Here is a 19,485-nt window from a genome sequence, read left to right as displayed (position 1 = left end):
TGCGCCATGCGCACCGGGATCATCTTGTGCATATGGGCCTCCTCAGGCGGCGTTCTTCAATTTCGGATCGAGCGCATCGCGCAAGCCGTCGCCAATCAGGTTGATGGCCAGCACGCTGAGCAGGATGGCCAGACCGGGCAGGGTCACCACCCACCAGGCGCGTTCGATGTAGTCGCGCGCCGAGGCCAGCATGGTGCCCCACTCGGGCGTCGGCGGTTGTACGCCAAGGCCGAGAAAGCCCAGCGCGGCGGCATCGAGAATTGCCGAGGAAAAGCTCAGCGTGGCCTGCACGATCAGCGGCGCCATGCAGTTGGGCAGCACGGTGACGAACATCAGCCGCGGCAGGCCGGCACCGGCCAGTTGCGCGGCGGTGACGTAGTCGCGCCCCAGCTCGCCCATCACGGCGGCGCGGGTCAGGCGTACGTAGGACGGCAGCGAGACGATGGCGATGGCGAAGATGGTGTTGATCAACCCCGGGCCGAGAATGGCGACGATGGCCACCGCCAGCAGCAGCGAGGGCAGCGCCAGCATGATGTCCATCAGGCGCATGATCGACGGGCCGAGCAGGCGCGGGAAGAATCCCGCGGCCAGGCCCAGGAGGATGCCGGGAATCAGTGACAGCAGCACCGAGGCCAGGCCGATCACCAGCGACAGGCGCGCACCGTGGATCAGCCGCGAGAGCAGGTCACGGCCCAGTTCGTCGGTGCCCAGCAGAAAGCGCCATTGGCCGCCGTCCAGCCACACAGGCGGGGTGAGCAGGAAGTCGCGGTACTGTTCGCTGGGATCGTGCGGTGCGACCCAGGGTGCGAACAGGGCGCAGAACACCATCAGCAGCATGAACGCCAGGCCTGCGAGGGCGCCCTTGTTGTGGGCGAAGGCCTGCCAGAATTCCTTCATTGGCGAGGGGTAGAGCAGGCTCTGATCGAGGTTGGTGGAGGTCATGGTCATGAGCATGCCCCCTGGATAGGGTGCGCCGTGCGCACCGATGGTTGGTCGCCGCTATTGGTGCGCACGGCCTGGGCGGCCCCGCGACACCCGACAAGACGATTCATCGCGCTTTCCTTACTTCTGATGGCGAATGCGTGGATTGGCCAGGCCATACAGGACATCCACGGTGAAGTTGACCAGGATCACCAGGCAGGCGATCAGCAGGATGCCGTTCTGCACCACCGGGTAGTCGCGTGCGCCGATGGCTTCGATCAGCCATTTGCCGATGCCGGGCCAGGAGAAGATGGTTTCGGTGAGCACCGCACCGGCCAGCAGGGTGCCGACCTGCAGGCCGAACACGGTCAGCACCGGGATCAGCGCGTTGCGCAGGCCGTGCACGAACACCACCCGCGCCGGCGACAGACCCTTGGCCCGGGCGGTGCGGATGTAGTCCTCGCGCAGCACCTCGAGCATGGCCGAACGGGTCATCCGCGCGATCACCGCCAGCGGGATGGTGCCGAGCACGATGGCCGGCAGGATCAGATGGCGCAGGGCGTCGCCGAAGGCGCCGGGTTCGTCGGCCAGCAGCGTGTCGATGAGCATGAAACCGGTGACGGGCGGGATGTCGTAGAGCAGGTCGATGCGTCCGGAAACCGGCGTCCAGCCCAGCCACACCGAGAAGAACATGATCAGCAGCAGGCCCCACCAGAAGATCGGCATGGAATAGCCGGTCAGGGCGATGCCCATCACCCCGTGATCCAGCGGCGAGCCGCGCTTGAGTGCGGCGACCACCCCGGCGATCAGGCCCAGGGTGCCGGCGAACAGCAAGGCCGCCAGGGCCAGCTCGACGGTGGCGGGAAACAGGGTGAGGAACTCGCTCCACACGCTTTCGCGCGAGCGCAGCGACTCGCCCAGGTTGCCGCTGGCGAGCTGGCCGATGTAGTCGAGGTACTGTTGGTACAGCGGCTTGTTCAGGCCCAGGCGCTCCATGGCCTGGGCGTGCATCTCGGGGTCGACGCGGCGTTCGCCCATCATCACCTCCACCGGATCACCAGGGATCAGGCGGATCAGCGCGAAGGTCAGCAGGGTGACGCCGAAGAAGGTGGGGATCAACAGCCCCAGGCGTCTGGCAATGAATGACAGCATCAGGCGGTTCTACTCCGTGGCTGGAAGCGGGTACCGGACTGCGTGGCCCGGCGTTGTTGTGAGAGTTGCGTAGCCCGGATGCAATCCGGGACAGTCTGGTGGTCGGACACATCCCGTGGGAGGCGCTTTAGCGGCGACAGGCTCGCGGCTAAAGCCCCTCCCACAGCCGCTCCTTCCATAAAAGCCGGGCGGCAAGGGCTCACGGCACTTTCACCCTGGCGAAATTGTTCGAGCCCATGGGGCTGAGCACGAAGCCCTCGACGCCCTTGCGCAGCGCGGCGAACTGCTTGGGATGGGCCAGGGCAACCCACGGCGCCTGCTCGTGAAAGATGGCCAGGGCCTGGCGATACAGCGCGGCGCGTTTTTCCTGCTCGGGTTCGCGGCGGGCCTGGGCGATCAGCCTATCGAAGGCCTTGTCGCACCAGCCCGCCTGGTTCTCGCCGCTCTCGGCCGCAGCGCAGGACAGGTTGGGGGTGAGGAAGTTGTCCGGGTCGCCGTTGTCGCCGGCCCAGCCCATGAACACCAGGTCATGCTCGCCGTTCTTGGCGCGCTTGATCAGCTCGCCCCACTCGAACACGCGGATGTCGCTGCGGATGCCGATGGCGGCGAGATCGGCCTGCAGCATCTGCGCGCCGATGCCGGGGTTGGGGTTGGTCGGCCCGCCGCCGGGGCGGGTCCAGATCGACAGGGAAAAGCCATTGGCGTGGCCGGCCTCGGCGAGCAGCTGGCGGGCGCGTTCGCGATCGTGCGGCCAGTCCTGCAGCGTTTCGTCATGGCCCCAGAGCGTGGCGGGGTAGGGCGCCACGGCCGGCGTGGCGTTGCCCTCGCCAAACTGCGCGTGAATGTAGGCAGCCTTGTCGAACGCCAGGTTGATCGCCTGGCGCACGCGCACGTCATCCAGCGGCCGATGGCGGGTGTTGATGCCGATATAGGCGGTCAGCAGCGAATCCAGCTCCAGCACCTTGAGTTGCGGATCGGCCTTGAGCGCCGGGATGTCCACCGGCCGCGGGTAGAGGGCGATCTGGCAGTCGCCGGCCTTGAGCCGTTGCTGGCGCACGTTGGGTTCGGGGGTGATGGCCAGCACCAGGCGTTCGATGGCCGGTGCGCCGTCCCAGTAGTCCGGGTTGCCGCGAAAGCGCACCTGGGCGTCCTTGGCGTAGCGCTCGAAGACGAAGGGGCCGGTGCCGATGGGGGCGTTGTTCAGCCGTTCGGGCTTGCCGCTGGCGAGCAGATGCTCGGCGTATTCGGCCGAATAGATCGAGGCGAAGCCCATGGCCAGGTTGGCCAGGAAAGGCGCCTCGGGATGCTTCAGGACGAAGCGCACGCGATGCTCGTCGAGCTTTTCGATGCGCTCGATCAGTTGCGCCAGGCCCATGGCCTCGGCATAGGGGAAGCCGCGCAGCGACAGCTTGTGCCAGGGATGCGCCGGGTCGAGCTGGCGCTGGAAGCTCCACAGCACGTCGTCGGCGTTGAATGCGCGGCTTGGCGTGAAATCCTGGTTGGCATGGAATTTCACCCCCTGGCGCAGGGTGAAGGTGTAGCTCAGGCCGTCATTGCTGATTTCCCAGCTTTGCGCCAGCGCCGGGACGATGTCGGTGCTGCCTGGGGCGAAGGCCACCAGGCGTTCGAACAGGGTTTCCGCCGTGGCGTCGGCGGTGGTCGCAGCGGTGTACTGGACGATATCGAAACCTTCCGGGCTGGCTTCGCTGCACACCACCAGATTGGCGGCCTGCGCCTGAGCGGCAAGCAACGCGGCCAGCAGCAGGCCGCCGCGCGGAAAAAGCAGGGCTGACATGGCAACTCCTTGGTGAGGAAGGCGCGTTAATGGGTATCGCAGCGTTGTGCGGGAGCCGTAGGGTACGCCGTGCGCACCAGGTTTCAGATGCTCTGAACGCGGTGCGCACGGCGCACCCTACGATCCCTGACAGCGCCCTAGCGAGCGCCGCGTAGCCTCACTTGCCGATACTTACACCGTAGAAGGAGTTGAGCGCGAACGGGCTGATGCGGAAGTCCTGCACCTCCTTGCGCATCGGCTGGTACACGGTGGAGTGGGCCAGCGGGGTGATCGGCACCTCGCGCTTGAGGATCACCTGGGCCTGCTTGTACAGCTCGGTGCGTTTGTCGACGTCGGTGGTGCGCTTGGCGGCCTTGACCAGCTTGTCGTAGTCCTCGAAGCACCACTTGGAGAAGTTGTTGCCGTCGACCGCGTCGCAGCCATAGAGGGTGCCGAGCCAGTTGTCCGGGTCACCGTTGTCGCCGCTCCAGCCGATCAGCATGGCGTCATGCTCGCCGGCCTTGGCGCGCTTGAGGTATTCGCCCCACTCGTAGCTGACGATGCGCGCCTTGATGCCGATCTTGGCCCAGTCGGCCTGCAGCATCTCGGCGATCTGCTTGGCGTTGGGGTTGTACGGGCGCTGCACCGGCATGGCCCACAGGGTGATTTCGGTGCCTTCCTTGATGCCGGCGGCCTTGAGCAGCTCCTTGGCCTTTTCCGGGTCGAAGGCCGGGTCCTTGATGTCCTCGTTATACGACCACTGGGTCGGCGGCATGCCGTTGACTGCCAGTTGGCCGGCATTCTGGTAAACGGCGTCGAGGATCGCCTGCTTGTTCACCGCCATGTCCAGCGCCTGGCGTACTTCCAGCTTGTCGAACGGCGGGTGGGTGACGTTGTAGGCGATGTAGCCGACGTTGAAGCCGGCCTGCTCGGGCATCTGCAGCTTGGCGTCCTGCTGCAGCGAGGCGATGTCGGCCGGGCGCGGGAACAGGGTGACGTGGCATTCGCCGGCCTTGAGCTTCTGCATGCGCACCGAGGCGTCGGTGTTGATGGCGAAGATCAGGTTGTCGATCTTCACGTCCTCGGGCTTCCAGTAATCCGGGTTGCCCTTGTAGCGAATCACCGCGTCCTTCTGGTAGCGGCTGAACACAAAGGGGCCGGTGCCGACGGGCTTCTGGTTGATGTCGGCGGCCTTGCCGGCCTTGAGCAACTGGTCGGCGTACTCGGCGGACTGGATCGAGGCGAAGCTCATCGCCAGGTTCTGCACGAAGGCGGCGTCCACTTCATTGAGGGTGAAGCGCACGGTCATGTCATCGAGCTTGTCCAGCTTGGCGATGTTGCTGTCCATGCCCATGTCGGTGAAGTAGGGGAACTCGGTGGGGTAAGCCTTGCGGAAGGGATGGTCCTTGTCGAGCATGCGGCCGAAGGTGAACAGCACGTCGTCGGCATTGAATTCGCGGCTGGGCTTGAAGTACTCGGTGGTGTGGAACTTCACCCCGGGGCGCAGCTTGAAGGTGTAGGTCAGGCCGTCGTCGGACACCTCCCAGCTCTCGGCCAGGCCAGGCTCGACCTGGGTGCCGCCGCGCTCGAACTGGGTCAGGCGGTTGAAGACGGTTTCCGCCGCGGCGTCGAAGTCGGTACCGGTGGTGTACAGGCCGGGGTCGAAGCCGGCGGGACTGCCCTCGGAACAGAACACCAGGTTGGCGGCGCTGGCGAGGGGGGCGCTGGCGATAAGCCCAGCGGTAAGCAAAGCCTGGATAATGGCGTTCTTGCGCATCATGACCTCATCGTTGTTGTGGTTGTGATCCCTGAGGAGCCTCTTATGGAGACCACCGCCGAAACTATGCAGGCCCTGTGCCCGAGGCAAGCGCTACGTCACGCGGAAAATGGTTAGCGCTACAGCGTTGTAACTTGCTGTCGCATTTATGAAATTTTGCGGGGAAAAGATGGCGAAACGCCGTTATCTGACGATAACGGCGTTTGCGTTGTTGCGGGGCGTGGTTCAGGGCATCTGCACTTCGATGACGCCATCGGCGCTGACGGTGACCTGGCTGGTGCCGGCTTCGATTTCCGGGGCCGGGGCAGCCTCCATCATCGCCATGCCCTTGGCGGCATAGGCGCGCATCGGCATCGGCGGCTGGAAACCGCCGGTGCTGAGGTTCAGGCTGACCAGTTTGTAGCCCTTGCCGCCGAGTGCTTCGGTGGCCAGCTGGGCGCGCGCCCTGAAGGCCTCGACGGCGTCCTTGAGCATGGCGTCCTCGCGGGTCTTGCGCGTGTCGCTGGCGATGCTGAAGTCCATGCCGCCCATCTTCATCGATTGCAGCAGCTCGCCGGTCAGCGCCGACAGGCGGGCGAAGTCGGCACTTTCCAGGCGCACTTCGGCGCGCTCGCGCCAGGCGGTGATCTTCTGGCCCTTGTCGTCGTACACCGGGTAGCTGTGGCGGCTGCCCAGCTTGACCGATACGCCGCGCACCTGGCGCACCTGCTCCAGCGTCTTGTTCAGCGTGCTGGTGACTTCCGCGGCCAGCTTGGCCGGATCGGCGTGCTGCGCTTCGGTGTAGAGGGTGACGTGCATCAGGTCGTGGGCGACCTCCTGGTTCACCTCGGCGCGCAGGGCGATCTGGTTGTAGCGCGCCTCGTCAGCCAGCAGGACGGTGCTGGCCAGGCTGGCGATGGTCAGGGCGAGGACGGAGGCGATACGGGGCATGTTGCGCATGTGCAGTTCCTTTTTCAGTGGCCTCGATGGCCGTTTCCCGAGGGTAGACGAGCGCGGGTGGGGATTCGGGTTAAAGCGGTGCGAATTTTTTTGGCGCGGGCCCTGGCGTGATTCGTGCGTCCGGTTGCCGCAGCGGCGCAAGGCCGCAGCAGGCTTGGTTATACTCGCCGCCATCAACTGGAGTCGCCATGCTCGAACCCGTGCAGTTACTCTCCGCCAGTCGCCAGAACCTCTGGCGTCTGACCCTTATCCGAATTCTGGTGCTGGCCGCTCAGGCCGGCTCGGTCGGGCTCGCCTACAAGTCGGGGATGATACCGCTGCCCTGGTTGCAGTTGTCGGTCACCCTTGGCGTTTCGCTGCTGTTGTGCCTGGGCACGGCGTTGCGCCTGCGCGGCCCCTGGCCGGTGACCGAGGTCGAGTACGCGGTGCAACTGGGCTTCGATCTGATCATCCACAGCGTGCTGCTGTACTACTCGGGCGGTTCGACCAACCCCTTCGTTTCCTATTATCTGGTGCCGCTGACCATCGCTGCGGCCACGCTGCCCTGGCTGTTCACCATCGTCCTGGCCGGCCTGGCGCTGGCGGGTTATACGCTGCTGCTGGTGTGGACCCACCCGATGGAGCTGCCCGCCGCCCGCGAGAGCCTGCTGGTCTACGGCATGTGGCTGAGCTTTGCCCTGGCGGCGTCCTTGATCACCTTCTTCGTTGCCAAGATGGCCGAGGAGCTGCGCCGTCAGGACGAGCTGCGCGCCGAGCGCCGCGAGGAAAGCCTGCGCGATCAACAGTTGCTGGCCGTGGCCACCCAGGCCGCCGGCGCCGCCCACGAACTGGGCACGCCACTGGGCACCATGAGCGTGCTGCTCAAGGAGCTGCGCCAGGAATATCGCGATACCCCGGCGCTGCAGGACGACCTGGCGCTGCTGCAGGAGCAGGTCAAGCTGTGCAAGTTCACCCTGCAGCAACTGGTGCGCGCCGCCGAGAACGACCGGCGCCAGGCGGTCATCGAGCAGTCCTGCGTGGAGTGGCTGGAAACCACCCTCAACCGCTGGCACCTGATGCGCCCCGAGGCCAGCTATCGTTACCAATGCCTGGGCCGTGGCACGCCGCCGCGCATCATGCCGCCGGCGGATCTGACCCAGGCGCTGCTCAACCTGCTCAACAACGCTGCCGACGCCTGCCCGGACAAGCTGGACATCCGCCTGGACTGGGATCACCAGTGGCTGCGCCTGAGCATCCGTGACCACGGCGCCGGCGTGCCGCTGGCCATCGCCGAACAGCTGGGGCGGCCTTTCTTCACCACCAAGGGCAAGGGCTTCGGCCTTGGCCTCTTCCTCAGCCAGGCCAGCGTGACCCGTGCCGGCGGCACGGTTAAGTTGTATAACCATGAGGAAGGCGGCACCCTCACCGAATTGAAGTTGCCGCGAGCCTACGGCGTGGCCTGACTAGGAAAACCAAGCATGAGCGAAGAATCCCTGTTCGAAGGCGAAGAGCATCCGCACCTGCTGCTGGTGGATGACGACCCCACCTTCACCCGCGTGATGGCACGCGCCATGAGCCGCCGCGGCCTGCGCGTGTCCACCGCCTCCAGCGCCGACGAGGGCCTGGCGCTGGCCAAGGAAGACCTGCCGGACTACGCCGTGGTCGATCTGAAGATGGAAGGCGACTCTGGCCTGGTGCTGCTGCCCAAGCTGCTGGAACTGGACGCCGAGATGCGCGTGGTGATCCTCACCGGCTATTCCAGCATCGCCACCGCAGTGGAGGCGATCAAGCGCGGCGCGGCCAACTACCTGTGCAAGCCGGCCGATGCCGACGACGTGCTCACCGCGCTGCTTTCCGAGCATGCCGACCTCGACAGCCTGGTGCCGGAAAACCCCATGTCGGTGGATCGCCTGCAGTGGGAGCACATCCAGCGCGTGCTGGCCGAACACGAGGGCAACATCTCCGCCACCGCCCGCGCCCTGGGCATGCACCGCCGCACCCTGCAGCGCAAATTGCAGAAACGCCCGGTGCGCCGCTGAGCCTTCGCATACCCAGACCCGCCGCCTACCCCGTGCGGCGATCTTCTTCTACCCGTGGGCTTCAGTGCGTAGGGTGGGCTTCAGCCCACCAGAGGTAGGCTGCAGGATATGCCTGAAGACACCGACGCGGTTCGCGTGGGCTAAAGCCCACCCTACAGGGAGCTTCAGCCCACCATTGCATAGGGTGGGCTTCAGCCCACCAGAGATAGGCCGCAGGATGTGCCTGAACATACCGACGCGGTTCGCGTGGGCTAAAGCCCACCCTACAGGAGCTTCAGCCCACCAGGGAAGGCCACAGAAGGAGTCTGAACTCACCGATGCATTCGCATGGGCTAAAACCAATCCTACAACTGCCCGGTTTTGCCCATAGCCGATAAATGCTTAGCCAGCTAACATAGGTCGTCAGACAACCTGCTGGTGTCGCCATGCTCGCCGTCGCTGCACAAACCCTCGCCATCACCGCGCCCGTGTTCGCCATGCTGTTTCTCGGTGTGGCGCTCAAGCGCCTGCGCTGGATCGATACGCCCTTCATCGATACCGCCTCGAGTCTGGTGTTTCGCGGCACCATGCCGACCCTGCTGTTTCTCGGCGTGGTCAAGGCCGACCTGGACGCGGCCATGCAGCCGCAGCTGCTGACCTACTTCTTTCTCGCCACCACCGCGTCGTTCTTCGTCGCCTGGGCCTGGGCGATCTGGCGCGTGCCGTTCGAAGACCGCGGCATCTACACCCAGGGCGCCTTTCGCGGCAACAACGGCATCGTCGGCCTGGCGCTGGCTACCAGCATGTACGGCGACTACGGCCTGTCGGTGGGCTCGCTGCTCGCGGCGCTGGTGATCCTCTGCTACAACGCGCTCTCGGCGGTCGTGCTGGCCATCTACAGCCCGGGCGCCAAGCCCGGTGCCAGGGCCATCGTGCGCAGCATCGTGAGCAACCCGATGATCATCGGCGTGCTGCTGGCGGTACCGATCGCCTACTGGAAAATCCCGCTGCCGCAGTGGTTTCTCACTTCGGCCGAGTACTTCGCGCAGATGACCCTGCCGCTGGCGCTGATCTGCATCGGCGGCACCCTGAGCCTGGCTTCGCTGCGTCGCAGCAGCGGCACGGCCATTGGCTCGGGCATGATGAAAATGGTCTGGCTGCCGCTGCTCAGCACCTCAGGCGCCTGGCTGCTGGGCTTTCGTGGGGCGGACCTGGCGATCCTGTTTCTCTACTTCGCCAGCCCGACGGCGGCGGCCAGCTTCGTCATGGCCCGCGCGGTGGGCGCCAACCATGAGCTGGCCGCAGCCATCATCGTCATCACCACCCTGGCGGCGGTGGTCACTACCAATATCGGCCTGCTGTTGCTGCAGTGGGGGGGCTGGATATAGCTTTTCGGTACTCGTCTGAACTCGGTTTTTCAAGGAGAAGAAAAATGAGTGATTCCATCCACTGGTTTGTTGTGACCTGCCCCAGTGACGAGCAAGCGCATGTGCTGGGGCGGTCGTTGCTGGACTGGATGATCGAGCGAAAGATCGTCGCGGCGCAGCTTTGTCCACGCAGTGGCCTTTATCTACCAGGGGACGATGCGCAGGGATTCGACCACGGTATCGACTACTGCGGCGTCCAGCTCGTACAGGAGCGTACCGTATTCCATGCCGGTGACTGTGGCCTGGAAGGACTGGCCTGCCCTAGCTGCAGGCAAGTCAGCGCGGCTGATGAAATCGTCTGGGACGAGGCTGTCGATAAATGGTTCGCCGGCCAGGACGATGCGACGCTGAACTGTCCGGTCTGTCTGCAGGCCGGACGCTTGCACGACTGGCAGTTCCTGCCCATGCCCTGGGCCTTCGGCAACCTGGGGGTGGGCTTCTGCAACTGGTGGCCGGATGAGGTGATGATCCAGTCACTACTGGCTGAACTGGGGCCCGATACGCGTCAGGTTCGCCAGCATATGTGAAGTTCTGCGTCAGAGGCCGGGCCAGAAAGTGGGCACAGGATGTGCGTCACTTCCCGCAGCATTCGTACGCAGGCGGCCCGCTAGCTTTGAGATGCGCTGTTCTGATGCTCCTCGATCACTTCCTGCGCCGCGCGAAAGGCATCGATGCTGGCCGGGACGCCGGCATATACGGCGCAATGCAGCAGGGTTTCGCGGATTTCCTCGACGGTGCAGCCGTTGTTCAGCGCGCCGCGCACGTGGCCCTTGAGTTCCTGCGGGCACTTCAGCGCGGTCAGCGCCGCCAGGGTGATCAGGCTGCGCGTCGCCCGCGGCAGGCCGCTGCGCGTCCACACACCGCCCCAGGCATGCTCGTTGACGAAATCCTGCAGCGGCTGGCTGAACTCGGTGGCGTTGCCCAGGGCGCGGTCGACGAACGCGTCGCCCATCACTTCACGGCGCACCTGCAGGCCGCGTTCATGGTTGTCGCTCATGTTCAGATCCCCGCCTTGCGATGGCTGCGCCAGGAACGCACGGTAATGATCACCAGGGTGATGGCGGTGAGCGGCAGCGCGTAGCCGATCATGGCATCACCGAAGCTTTCGGCCTGCGGGCGGCCAGTGCTGAACAACACCAGGTACAGGGTATAGGCCACGTAGTAGGCGAGAAACAGCAGGCCTTCCCAGCGATTGATGCGATAACCGCTGAAGAAGATCGGCAGGCAGGCCACGGCCACGGCGATCATCACCGGGAAGTCGAAGGCCAGGGCATTGGCCGCTACCGGAATGGCGGCAGGCGAAACCAGCGAGGCCAGGCCCAGTACGCACAGCAGGTTGAAGATGTTGCTGCCGACGATATTGCCCACGGCGATGTCGCGCTCGCCCTTGAAGGCAGCGATGATCGAGGTGGCCAGCTCCGGCAGCGAAGTGCCGATGGCGATTACGGTCAAGCCGATCACCAGTTCCGACAGGCCCAGGGCGCGGGCCAGTTGCACGGCACCCTCGACCAGCAGATTGGAGCCGCCGACCAGCAGCGCGAGACCGACGATGACCAGGCCCAGGTTGATCGCCCAGGCGTAGGGCTTGGGTTGTTCGTCGAGGCCGAATTCCTTGGCGAACTCGTCATCGTCGCTCTTGTTTTCCTTGCGTGCGCTGTAGATCAGGAACCCGGTGTAGGCCAGCACGCCGGCGAACAGGAGGGCGCCATCGAGGCGGCTCAGCGCGCCATCCCAGGCAAGGGCATAGACCACCAGGCTGGCGCCGATCATGATCGGCACGTCGAGGCGGATCAGCTGACGCGAGACGATCAGCGGCGCGACCAGGGCGGTCATGCCGAGAATCAGCAATACGTTGGCGATATTGCTGCCGATCACGTTGCCGATGGCCAGGTCGCCACTGCCGTTGAAGGCTGATTGCACGCTGACCGCGGTTTCCGGCGCGCTGGTGCCGAAGGCCACCACGGTCAGGCCGATTACCAGGGGCGGAATGCCGAACTGCGCGGCCAGCTTGGCGGCGCCGCGCACCAGTACTTCGGCACCGGCGACCAGCAGTACCAGGCCGGCGATCAGGTAGACATAGGTCATCAGGGTCATTGCAGGGTAGCTCCGGGAAAAGTGCGGCTAGTGTAGCGATGGCGTTATCCGCCGCTAGATGCGCCAGAAAGATTTTGTTGCCAATTGTTGGTCAGTCCAGCGCCTCGACCCGCACCGGCACCACGCCTGCGCGCAACATGTCCAGGCGCACGGCAGCTGCACGTGAAACGTCGATCACGCGGCCGCGTACGAAAGGCCCACGATCATTGATTCGTACTACGACGCTACGTTCATTGTTCAGGTTGGTCACCCGCACTCGCGTACCGAAGGGCAGGGTACGATGTGCCGCGGTCAGGGCATTCTGATCGAAGCGCTCGCCGCTGGCGGTGCGTTTGCCGTGGTGCGCCTGAGCGTAGTAGGAAGCCTTGCCGGTTTCGCTGCCACCTGCACCGCCGCCGAACGTGGAGCAGCCGCTGAGCAGGGCGAGTGCGCCGAGTAATGCGCAGCTGCGCAGCGCGGATGCAATGCGAGGCAATGAAGGTTCCCGGATCGCATCCGGGCTACGGATCGTCATCTGTTCTTTCTCCATGAAAAAACGCCGGGGAACCCGGCGTTTTTCAGTAGCAAGCGAAACGGCCTGGCTCAGCCTTCGAGCTTCTTCTTCAGCAGTTCGTTCACTTGCCCCGGGTTGGCCTTGCCCTTGGAGGCCTTCATGGCCTGGCCGACGAAGAAGCCGAACATCTTGCCGCGCTTGGCTTCGTCACTGGCGCGGTACTGCTCGACCTGCTCGGCATTGGCGGCCAGCACCTCGTCGAGCATCGCCTCGATGGCGCCGCTGTCGGTGACCTGCTTGAGCCCCTTGCTCTCGATGATCGCATCGGCGCTGCCTTCACCGGCGGCCATGGCCTCGAACACCATCTTGGCGATCTTGCCGCTGATGGTGTTGTCCTTGATGCGCAGGATCATGCCGCCCAGGTGCTCGGCGGAAACCGGCGACTGCTCGATCTCCAGGCCTTCCTTGTTGAGCAGGCTGGACAGCTCGCCCATCACCCAGTTGGCCGCCAGCTTGGCATCGCCGCAGACCTTGGTCACCTCTTCGAAGTATTCGGCCATCTCGCGGCTGGCCGAGAGTACGCTGGCGTCGTAGGTGGACAGGCCGTACTGGCTCTGGAAGCGCTCGCGCTTCTGTGTCGGCAGCTCCGGCAGCTGGCTGCGCACCTCGTCGAGGAAGCTCTGCTCGATCACCACCGGCAGCAGGTCGGGGCAGGGGAAGTAACGGTAGTCGTTGGCTTCTTCCTTGCCGCGCATGGAGCGGGTTTCGTCCTTGTTCGGGTCGTACAGGCGGGTTTCCTGCACCACCTTGCCGCCGTCCTCGATTAGCTCGATCTGGCGCTGGATCTCGTGGTTGATCGCCTTCTCGATAAAGCGGAACGAGTTGACGTTCTTGATCTCGGCGCGGGTGCCGAAGGCTTCCTGGCCTTTCGGGCGCACGGACACGTTGCAGTCGCAGCGCAGCGAGCCTTCGGCCATGTTGCCGTCGCAGATGCCCAGGTAGCGCACCAGGGCGTGGATGGCCTTCACGTAGGCCACGGCTTCCTTGGCCGAACGGATGTCCGGCTCGGAGACGATCTCCAGCAGCGGCGTGCCGGCGCGGTTCAGGTCGATGCCGCTCATGCCGTGGAAGTCTTCGTGCAGGCTCTTGCCGGCATCCTCTTCCAGGTGCGCGCGGGTGATGCCGATGCGCTTGACGGTGCCGTCTTCCAGGGTGATGTCCAGATGGCCCTTGCCGACGATGGGGTGATCCATCTGGCTGGTCTGGTAGCCCTTGGGCAGGTCCGGATAGAAGTAGTTCTTGCGGGCGAAGACGTTCTGCGGCGCGATGTGCGCGTCGATCGCCAGGCCGAATTTCACCGCCATGCGCACCGCCTCGGCGTTGAGCACCGGCAGGGTGCCGGGCATGCCGAGGTCGATCAGGCTGGCCTGGGTGTTGGGCTCGGCGCCGAAGCTGGTGGCGCTGGCCGAGAAGATCTTCGATTGGGTGCTGAGCTGAGCGTGGATCTCGAGCCCGATTACGGTTTCCCATTGCATCTGTCTATTCCTCAGAAACCAGTCGGTGCTTGTTTGTGCCAGTCGCTGACCTGTTGGTACTGGTGCGCGACATTCAGCAGACGACCCTCCTGGAAGTAGTTGCCGAGCAACTGCACGCCCACCGGCAGCCCATCGACGAAGCCGGCCGGCATCGACAGGCCGGGGATGCCGGCCAGGTTGGCGGTGATGGTGTAGATGTCCTCCAGGTAGGCGGACACCGGGTCGCCGCCTTTCTCGCCGATCTTCCAGGCCAGGTTCGGCGTGGTCGGGCCGAGGATCACGTCGACATCGTTGAACGCAGCGACGAAGTCGTTCTTGATCAGTCGGCGGATCTGCTGCGCCTTGATGTAGTAGGCATCGTAGTAGCCGGCCGACAGCGCGTAGGTGCCGACCATGATACGCCGTTTGACTTCCGCGCCGAAGCCTTCGCCGCGCGAACGCTTGTACAGGTCTTCGAGATTGACCGGGTTCTCGCAGCGATAGCCGAAGCGCACGCCATCGAAGCGCGACAGGTTGGAGCTGGCTTCTGCCGGGGCGATCACGTAGTAGGCAGGAATCGCGTGCTGCATGTTCGGCAGGCTGATGTCCTTGACGGTGGCGCCGAGCTTTTTCAGCTCCTCGACCACGGCCATGACTTTCTCGCCGATGCGCGCGTCGAGGCCGGCGCCGAAGTATTCCTTGGGCAGGCCGATGCGCAGGCCGGCCAGCGGCTGGGCCAGCGCCGCCAGGTAATCATCCACCGGCTGATCGACGCTGGTCGAATCCTTGGCATCGAAGCCGGCCATGGCACCGAGCAGCAGGGCGCAGTCCTCTGCGGTGCGGGCCAGCGGGCCGCCCTGGTCGAGGCTGGAGGCGTAGGCGATCATGCCCCAGCGCGAGACGCGGCCGTAGGTGGGCTTGATGCCGGTAAGGTTGGTCAGCGCCGCCGGCTGACGGATCGAACCGCCGGTGTCGGTGCCGGTGGCGGCCGGAATCAGGCGCGCCGCGACTGCAGCAGCGGAACCACCGGAGGAGCCGCCAGGTACGCGGCTGGTGTCCCAGGGGTTCTTGACCGCGCCGTAGTGGCTGGATTCGTTGGCCGAACCCATGGCGAACTCGTCCATGTTCAGTTTGCCGAGAGTCACGGTGCCGGCGGCCTTGAGTTTCTCCACCACGGTGGCGTCATAGGGCGCCTTGAAGCCGGTGAGGATCTTCGAGCCGCAGGAGGTCAGCACGCCGTTGGTGCAGAACAGGTCCTTGTGCGCGATCGGCGCGCCGAGCAGGGCGCCGGTTTCGCCAGCGGCGCGGCGGGCGTCAGCGGCCTTGGCCTGCTCCAGAGCGAGGTCTTCGGTGACGGTGATGAAGCTGTTGAGCTGCGGGTCGAGCTGGTTGATACGCGCCAGCAGGCTACGGCTCAGTTCTTCAGCGGAGAATTGCTTGTCGGCGAGGCCGCGGGCGATCTCGGCCAGGGTCAGTTGATGCATGTCGAGCCCTTTCCTTTATTCGATGACTTTCGGCACGAGGTACAGGCCGCTTTCCACGGCCGGAGCGATGGCCTGGTAGGCGTCGCGCTGGTTGCTCTCGCTGACCACGTCGGCACGCAGGCGCTGGGTCGCTTCCAGCGGGTGGGCCAGGGGTTCGATGCCCTGGGTATCGACGGCCTGCATCTGATCGATCAGGCCGAGGATGTTGTTCAGGGTCTCGGTGGTTTGCGGAATATCGCCGTCATTCAGACCCAGGCGGGCCAGGTGGGCGATTTTTTCCACCTCGGAGCGTTCAAGCGCCATCGGGGGTTCTCCAGTGGAAGTGTGACAGAGAGGGCATGCAGGGAACGGATGTCGCGAGCCGGCGGTCGAAGGCCGCGATGTGCAGCTACAAGGCCCGGAAAAACAGGCAATCTACCATACTGCCGCCTTGCTCAAAATCCCTGCCGTTGTTAGAGTTTGCCGCACTTTTTACCTGCGCGTTTTCCGCGCCTGGCCTTCACCCACGCGTTGCCTAGGGTCCCTTCCTAATGTTCAAGAAACTGCGTGGCATGTTTTCCAGCGATCTGTCGATCGACCTGGGCACTGCCAATACCCTTATTTATGTGCGCGAACGCGGCATCGTCCTGAACGAGCCGTCCGTGGTCGCCATCCGAACCCACGGCAACCAGAAGAGTGTCGTGGCCGTCGGCACCGAGGCCAAGCGCATGCTCGGCCGTACCCCCGGCAACATTTCCGCGATTCGCCCGATGAAGGACGGCGTGATCGCCGACTTCAGCGTCTGCGAAAAGATGCTGCAGTACTTCATCAACAAGGTTCACGAGAACAGCTTCCTGCAGCCGTCGCCGCGCGTGCTGATCTGCGTGCCGTGCAAATCGACCCAGGTCGAGCGCCGCGCCATTCGCGAATCGGCCCTCGGCGCCGGTGCCCGTGAAGTGTTCCTGATCGAAGAGCCGATGGCCGCTGCCATCGGTGCCGGCCTGCCGGTTGAAGAGGCGCGCGGTTCGATGGTCGTCGACATCGGCGGCGGTACCACCGAGATCGCGCTGATTTCCCTGAACGGTGTGGTTTACGCCGAATCCGTCCGCGTCGGCGGCGACCGTTTCGACGAAGCCATCATCACCTACGTGCGCCGCAACTACGGCTCGCTGATCGGTGAAGGCACCGCCGAGCGCATCAAGCAGGAAATCGGCACCGCCTACCCGGGCGGCGAGATCCGCGAAGTCGACGTGCGCGGCCGCAACCTGGCCGAAGGCGTACCGCGCAGCTTCACCCTGAACTCCAACGAAGTGCTCGAAGCGCTGCAGGAATCCCTGGCGACCATCGTCCAGGCGGTCAAGAGCGCTCTGGAGCAATCGCCGCCCGAGCTGGCCTCGGACATCGCCGAGCGCGGCCTGGTGCTGACCGGTGGTGGCGCGTTGCTGCGTGACCTGGACAAGCTGCTCTCCCAGGAAACCGGCCTGCCGGTGATCGTCGCCGAAGACCCGCTGACCTGCGTTGCCCGTGGCGGCGGCAAGGCCCTGGAAATGATGGATCGCCACGCCATGGACCTGCTCTCCACCGAGTAAGGGTTCCGCTAGTGGCTCGCTGTCGTGCCGCCTCCGGGCGGCACGCGCACATTCGAGCATTGCAGTACACTCGGCCCAACCTTCGCCTGACCGGTTTTGCCCTTCGCATGAAATCGCGCGCTTTTCGCCCATGTGGCGCACAAGGAGCAGGTCATTAAGCCGCTCTTCGCCAAAGGTCCCTCGCTGGGCATCCGCCTGCTGGTATTCGCCGTGCTCTCGGCGGTGCTGATGGTGGTCGATGCGCGTTTCGAGGCGCTCAAGCCGCTGCGCAGCCAGATGGGCCTGGTGCTGACACCCTTCTACTGGTTGGCCGACCTGCCGGTACGCGCCTGGGATGGTGCCACCCAGCAGATTTCCTCGCGCAGCGAGCTGATGGCCGAGAACGAGAAGCTCAAGGCCGAGGCCCTGCTGCTGCAGCGCCGTCTGCAGAAGCTGGCCGCGCTCACCGAGCAGAACGTGCGCCTGCGCGAGCTGCTCAACTCGGCCGCACTGGTGGACGAGGAGGTACTGGTCAGCGAGCTGATCGGCGTCGATCCCAACCCCTACACCCACCGCATCCTGATCGACAAGGGCGAGAAGGACGGCGTGTTCCTCGGCCAGCCGGTGCTCGACGCCCGCGGTCTGATGGGCCAGGTGGTGGAGATCATGCCCTACACCTCGCGCGTGCTGCTGCTCACCGACAATACCCACAGCATTCCGGTGCAGGTCAACCGCAACGGCCTGCGCGCCATCGCCGTGGGCACCGGCAACCCCGAGCGCCTGGAGCTGCGCCATGTGGCCGATACCGCCGACATCAAGGAAGGCGATCTGCTGGTCAGCTCCGGCATGGGCCAGCGTTTCCCGGCCGGCTACCCGGTGGCCACGGTCAAGGAAGTGATCCACGACTCCGGTCAGCCCTTCGCCATCGTGCGTGCCGTGCCCACCGCCGCGCTCAATCGCAGCCGCTACCTGCTGCTGGTGTTCTCCGACCGGCGCACCCCCGAGCAGCGTGCCAACGATTCGGCCGAGGCCCAGGAAGCCGCCGATCGCGAAGCCGAACAGGCGCGTGCGCAAGGCGAGCAGGCGCCCGCTCCGGCGCCGGACGCCCCCGCACAGGAGAGCAACTGATGGTTGGCGTACAGCCCCGTAACGGCTGGGTGATCTGGCTCAGCCTGGCGCTCGCCCTGCTGCTCAGCGTTTCGCCGCTGCCCGAGTTCATGCAGATTGGCCGCCCCCTGTGGGCCGCCCTGATTCTCACCTACTGGGTGCTGGCCCTGCCGCATCGCATCGGCCTGACCACCGCCTGGATACTCGGCCTGGCGCAGGACGTGCTGTTCGGCACGCTGCTCGGGCAGAACGCGCTGATCCTGACGCTGATCACCTTTCTGGTGCTGAGCCTGCACCAGCGCCTGCGCATGTTCCCCATGTGGCAGCAGAGCATGGTGCTGATGGTGGTATTCGGCCTCGCCCAGCTGGTGCAGCTGTGGCTCAATGCCCTGACCGGTAGCCGTCCGCCGACCCTGGCCTTCGTCCTGCCGGCGCTGGTCAGCGCCCTGCTGTGGCCCTGGATCTGCGCCATCCTGCGTGGTCTGCACCTGCGCCTCAACGTCAACTGAACGCGGCCTTGCCCGGCTGGCCGCGGTTCGCCAAGGGAGATACCCGCATGGCCGAGCTGTTTCTGGCCTCCGCCTCGCCCCGTCGCCGTGAATTGCTGGCCCAGATCGCTGTGCCCTGCGTCACGCTAATCGCCTCGATAGATGAAAATCCGTTGCCAGACGAGCCGGCGCCGGCCTATGTAGAGCGCCTGGCGCGGGAGAAGGCGCGTGCCGGTCTGCAGGCGCTGGGCGAACGTGCCGATGCCGTGGTGCTGGGCGCCGATACCGCGGTGGTGCTCGATGGGCGCATTCTGGGCAAGCCGGCGGATCTCCATGAGTCGCGTGCCATGCTGCAGGCCCTGTCGGGGCGCAGCCACCAGGTGCTGACTGCCGTTGCCCTGGCCAGTGCCGGGCGCGAGTCGGCGCGCGTGGTCAGCAGCGAGGTGAGCTTTCGCCCGATCAGCGAGGCGGAAATCGAGGCTTACTGGGCCAGTGGCGAGCCATGTGACAAGGCCGGCAGTTATGGTATCCAGGGGCTGGCGGCGGTGTTCGTCAGCCAGTTGCAGGGCAGCTATTCGGCGGTGGTGGGCCTGCCGCTGTGCGAAACTGCCGAGCTGCTGGGCGAATTCGGTATTGCCTGCTGGCAGTTGCCGGCACCAGGACATCTGCTGAAACCAGACGATGGCAACGCCGTTGCTGGATGAGCTGTCCGAAAGCTTGAGTCCGCGGGGCGGCGTTGCGGCCCGGCCGGCATGATCACCAGGATGGATG

General features: G+C 65.1%; 19 protein-coding genes. 8 read left to right on the top strand and 11 right to left on the bottom strand.

Annotation, left to right across the window (positions count from 1 at the left end; translation table 11 throughout):
• Positions 1–42: 42 nt before the first annotated feature.
• The 5 genes from BLS61_RS03545 to BLS61_RS03525 form a co-directional block, all read right to left on the bottom strand.
• Positions 43–948, bottom strand: coding sequence for an ABC transporter permease subunit (locus tag BLS61_RS03545; RefSeq protein WP_090428057.1), 906 nt, complete (start codon positions 946–948; stop codon positions 43–45).
• A gap of 114 nt (positions 949–1,062) precedes the next feature.
• On the bottom strand, positions 1,063–2,073 hold the full coding sequence (locus tag BLS61_RS03540; RefSeq protein WP_090427411.1) for an ABC transporter permease subunit: 1,011 nt from the start codon (positions 2,071–2,073) through the stop codon (positions 1,063–1,065).
• 199 nt (positions 2,074–2,272) lie between these two features.
• Positions 2,273–3,868 carry an ABC transporter substrate-binding protein gene (locus BLS61_RS03535; RefSeq protein ID WP_090427407.1) on the bottom strand — a complete coding sequence of 532 codons (1,596 nt, stop codon included), beginning with the start codon at positions 3,866–3,868 and terminating at the stop codon, positions 2,273–2,275.
• A gap of 157 nt (positions 3,869–4,025) precedes the next feature.
• Complete coding sequence (locus BLS61_RS03530; RefSeq protein WP_090428054.1) at positions 4,026–5,624, bottom strand: ABC transporter substrate-binding protein; 1,599 nt, start codon at positions 5,622–5,624, stop codon at positions 4,026–4,028.
• A gap of 225 nt (positions 5,625–5,849) precedes the next feature.
• Positions 5,850–6,563, bottom strand: coding sequence for an SIMPL domain-containing protein (locus BLS61_RS03525; RefSeq protein WP_090427404.1), 714 nt, complete (start codon positions 6,561–6,563; stop codon positions 5,850–5,852).
• A 188-nt stretch (positions 6,564–6,751) separates the two neighbouring features.
• On the opposite strand from BLS61_RS03525, the gene BLS61_RS03520 reads away from it, so the two are divergent.
• The 4 genes from BLS61_RS03520 to BLS61_RS03505 all read left to right on the top strand — a co-directional run bounded on the left by BLS61_RS03520 (position 6,752) and on the right by BLS61_RS03505 (position 10,514).
• On the top strand, positions 6,752–8,005 hold the full coding sequence (locus tag BLS61_RS03520; RefSeq protein WP_090427401.1) for an ATP-binding protein: 1,254 nt from the start codon (positions 6,752–6,754) through the stop codon (positions 8,003–8,005).
• Positions 8,006–8,020: 15 nt separating this feature from the next.
• On the top strand, positions 8,021–8,581 hold the full coding sequence (locus BLS61_RS03515; protein WP_090427398.1) for a response regulator transcription factor: 561 nt from the start codon (positions 8,021–8,023) through the stop codon (positions 8,579–8,581).
• Between the two features lie 425 nt (positions 8,582–9,006).
• Positions 9,007–9,948, top strand: coding sequence for an AEC family transporter (locus BLS61_RS03510; protein WP_090427395.1), 942 nt, complete (start codon positions 9,007–9,009; stop codon positions 9,946–9,948).
• 44 nt (positions 9,949–9,992) lie between these two features.
• Complete coding sequence (locus BLS61_RS03505) at positions 9,993–10,514, top strand: hypothetical protein (RefSeq protein WP_090427391.1); 522 nt, start codon at positions 9,993–9,995, stop codon at positions 10,512–10,514.
• An 80-nt stretch (positions 10,515–10,594) separates the two neighbouring features.
• Here the strand turns inward: BLS61_RS03505 and BLS61_RS03500 are convergent, their stop codons facing one another.
• From BLS61_RS03500 to gatC, 6 genes are all read right to left on the bottom strand, one after another.
• Complete coding sequence (locus BLS61_RS03500; RefSeq protein WP_090427388.1) at positions 10,595–10,984, bottom strand: carboxymuconolactone decarboxylase family protein; 390 nt, start codon at positions 10,982–10,984, stop codon at positions 10,595–10,597.
• Between the two features lie 2 nt (positions 10,985–10,986).
• Positions 10,987–12,081 carry a calcium/sodium antiporter gene (locus BLS61_RS03495; RefSeq protein WP_090427385.1) on the bottom strand — a complete coding sequence of 365 codons (1,095 nt, stop codon included), beginning with the start codon at positions 12,079–12,081 and terminating at the stop codon, positions 10,987–10,989.
• Between the two features lie 91 nt (positions 12,082–12,172).
• Complete coding sequence (locus tag BLS61_RS03490; protein ID WP_090427382.1) at positions 12,173–12,595, bottom strand: septal ring lytic transglycosylase RlpA family protein; 423 nt, start codon at positions 12,593–12,595, stop codon at positions 12,173–12,175.
• Between the two features lie 68 nt (positions 12,596–12,663).
• Positions 12,664–14,109: an Asp-tRNA(Asn)/Glu-tRNA(Gln) amidotransferase subunit GatB gene (gene gatB / locus BLS61_RS03485; RefSeq protein ID WP_090427379.1), complete on the bottom strand. Its 1,446-nt coding sequence runs from the start codon at positions 14,107–14,109 to the stop codon at positions 12,664–12,666.
• Positions 14,110–14,120: 11 nt separating this feature from the next.
• Complete coding sequence (gene gatA, locus BLS61_RS03480; RefSeq protein ID WP_090427377.1) at positions 14,121–15,572, bottom strand: Asp-tRNA(Asn)/Glu-tRNA(Gln) amidotransferase subunit GatA; 1,452 nt, start codon at positions 15,570–15,572, stop codon at positions 14,121–14,123.
• A 15-nt stretch (positions 15,573–15,587) separates the two neighbouring features.
• The gene (gene gatC, locus BLS61_RS03475) at positions 15,588–15,875 is read right to left on the bottom strand and encodes an Asp-tRNA(Asn)/Glu-tRNA(Gln) amidotransferase subunit GatC (protein ID WP_090427374.1); all 288 of its coding nucleotides are present in this window, start codon (positions 15,873–15,875) and stop codon (positions 15,588–15,590) included.
• Positions 15,876–16,102: 227 nt separating this feature from the next.
• Here gatC and mreB point away from each other — a divergent pair, with 227 nt between their 5' ends.
• The 4 genes from mreB to BLS61_RS03455 all read left to right on the top strand — a co-directional run bounded on the left by mreB (position 16,103) and on the right by BLS61_RS03455 (position 19,418).
• Positions 16,103–17,140 (top strand): rod shape-determining protein MreB, encoded by a 1,038-nt coding sequence (mreB, locus tag BLS61_RS03470; RefSeq protein WP_013714086.1) that lies wholly within the window; start codon positions 16,103–16,105, stop codon positions 17,138–17,140.
• Between the two features lie 132 nt (positions 17,141–17,272).
• On the top strand, positions 17,273–18,247 hold the full coding sequence (gene mreC / locus BLS61_RS03465; protein WP_090427372.1) for a rod shape-determining protein MreC: 975 nt from the start codon (positions 17,273–17,275) through the stop codon (positions 18,245–18,247).
• Entirely contained in the window at positions 18,247–18,735 is a 489-nt protein-coding gene (gene mreD, locus BLS61_RS03460) for a rod shape-determining protein MreD (protein ID WP_090427370.1), read from the top strand. The genes mreC and mreD overlap by 1 nt, the downstream gene beginning before the upstream one ends.
• A 47-nt stretch (positions 18,736–18,782) precedes the next feature.
• On the top strand, positions 18,783–19,418 hold the full coding sequence (locus tag BLS61_RS03455) for a Maf family protein (RefSeq protein ID WP_090427368.1): 636 nt from the start codon (positions 18,783–18,785) through the stop codon (positions 19,416–19,418).
• Positions 19,419–19,485 lie beyond the last annotated feature (67 nt).

Source organism: Ectopseudomonas guguanensis (assembly GCF_900104265.1).
Lineage (GTDB): Bacteria > Pseudomonadota > Gammaproteobacteria > Pseudomonadales > Pseudomonadaceae > Aquipseudomonas > Aquipseudomonas guguanensis.
The sequence above is the reverse complement of the archived record's forward strand: the minus strand, read 5'-3'. Positions and strand labels throughout refer to the sequence as shown.

Excerpts from the sequence above, each read along its gene's own strand:
- BLS61_RS03545 (WP_090428057.1), bottom strand. The coding sequence starts at position 948 with ATGACCATGACCTCCACCAACCTCGATCAGAGCCTGCTCTACCCCTCG.
- BLS61_RS03540 (WP_090427411.1), bottom strand. The coding sequence starts at position 2,073 with ATGCTGTCATTCATTGCCAGACGCCTGGGGCTGTTGATCCCCACCTTC.
- BLS61_RS03535 (WP_090427407.1), bottom strand. The coding sequence starts at position 3,868 with ATGTCAGCCCTGCTTTTTCCGCGCGGCGGCCTGCTGCTGGCCGCGTTG.
- BLS61_RS03530 (WP_090428054.1), bottom strand. The coding sequence starts at position 5,624 with ATGCGCAAGAACGCCATTATCCAGGCTTTGCTTACCGCTGGGCTTATC.
- BLS61_RS03525 (WP_090427404.1), bottom strand. The coding sequence starts at position 6,563 with ATGCGCAACATGCCCCGTATCGCCTCCGTCCTCGCCCTGACCATCGCC.
- BLS61_RS03520 (WP_090427401.1), top strand. The coding sequence starts at position 6,752 with ATGCTCGAACCCGTGCAGTTACTCTCCGCCAGTCGCCAGAACCTCTGG.
- BLS61_RS03515 (WP_090427398.1), top strand. The coding sequence starts at position 8,021 with ATGAGCGAAGAATCCCTGTTCGAAGGCGAAGAGCATCCGCACCTGCTG.
- BLS61_RS03510 (WP_090427395.1), top strand. The coding sequence starts at position 9,007 with ATGCTCGCCGTCGCTGCACAAACCCTCGCCATCACCGCGCCCGTGTTC.
- BLS61_RS03505 (WP_090427391.1), top strand. The coding sequence starts at position 9,993 with ATGAGTGATTCCATCCACTGGTTTGTTGTGACCTGCCCCAGTGACGAG.
- BLS61_RS03500 (WP_090427388.1), bottom strand. The coding sequence starts at position 10,984 with ATGAGCGACAACCATGAACGCGGCCTGCAGGTGCGCCGTGAAGTGATG.
- BLS61_RS03495 (WP_090427385.1), bottom strand. The coding sequence starts at position 12,081 with ATGACCCTGATGACCTATGTCTACCTGATCGCCGGCCTGGTACTGCTG.
- BLS61_RS03490 (WP_090427382.1), bottom strand. The coding sequence starts at position 12,595 with ATGACGATCCGTAGCCCGGATGCGATCCGGGAACCTTCATTGCCTCGC.
- gatB (WP_090427379.1), bottom strand. The coding sequence starts at position 14,109 with ATGCAATGGGAAACCGTAATCGGGCTCGAGATCCACGCTCAGCTCAGC.
- gatA (WP_090427377.1), bottom strand. The coding sequence starts at position 15,572 with ATGCATCAACTGACCCTGGCCGAGATCGCCCGCGGCCTCGCCGACAAG.
- gatC (WP_090427374.1), bottom strand. The coding sequence starts at position 15,875 with ATGGCGCTTGAACGCTCCGAGGTGGAAAAAATCGCCCACCTGGCCCGC.
- mreB (WP_013714086.1), top strand. The coding sequence starts at position 16,103 with ATGTTCAAGAAACTGCGTGGCATGTTTTCCAGCGATCTGTCGATCGAC.
- mreD (WP_090427370.1), top strand. The coding sequence starts at position 18,247 with ATGGTTGGCGTACAGCCCCGTAACGGCTGGGTGATCTGGCTCAGCCTG.
- BLS61_RS03455 (WP_090427368.1), top strand. The coding sequence starts at position 18,783 with ATGGCCGAGCTGTTTCTGGCCTCCGCCTCGCCCCGTCGCCGTGAATTG.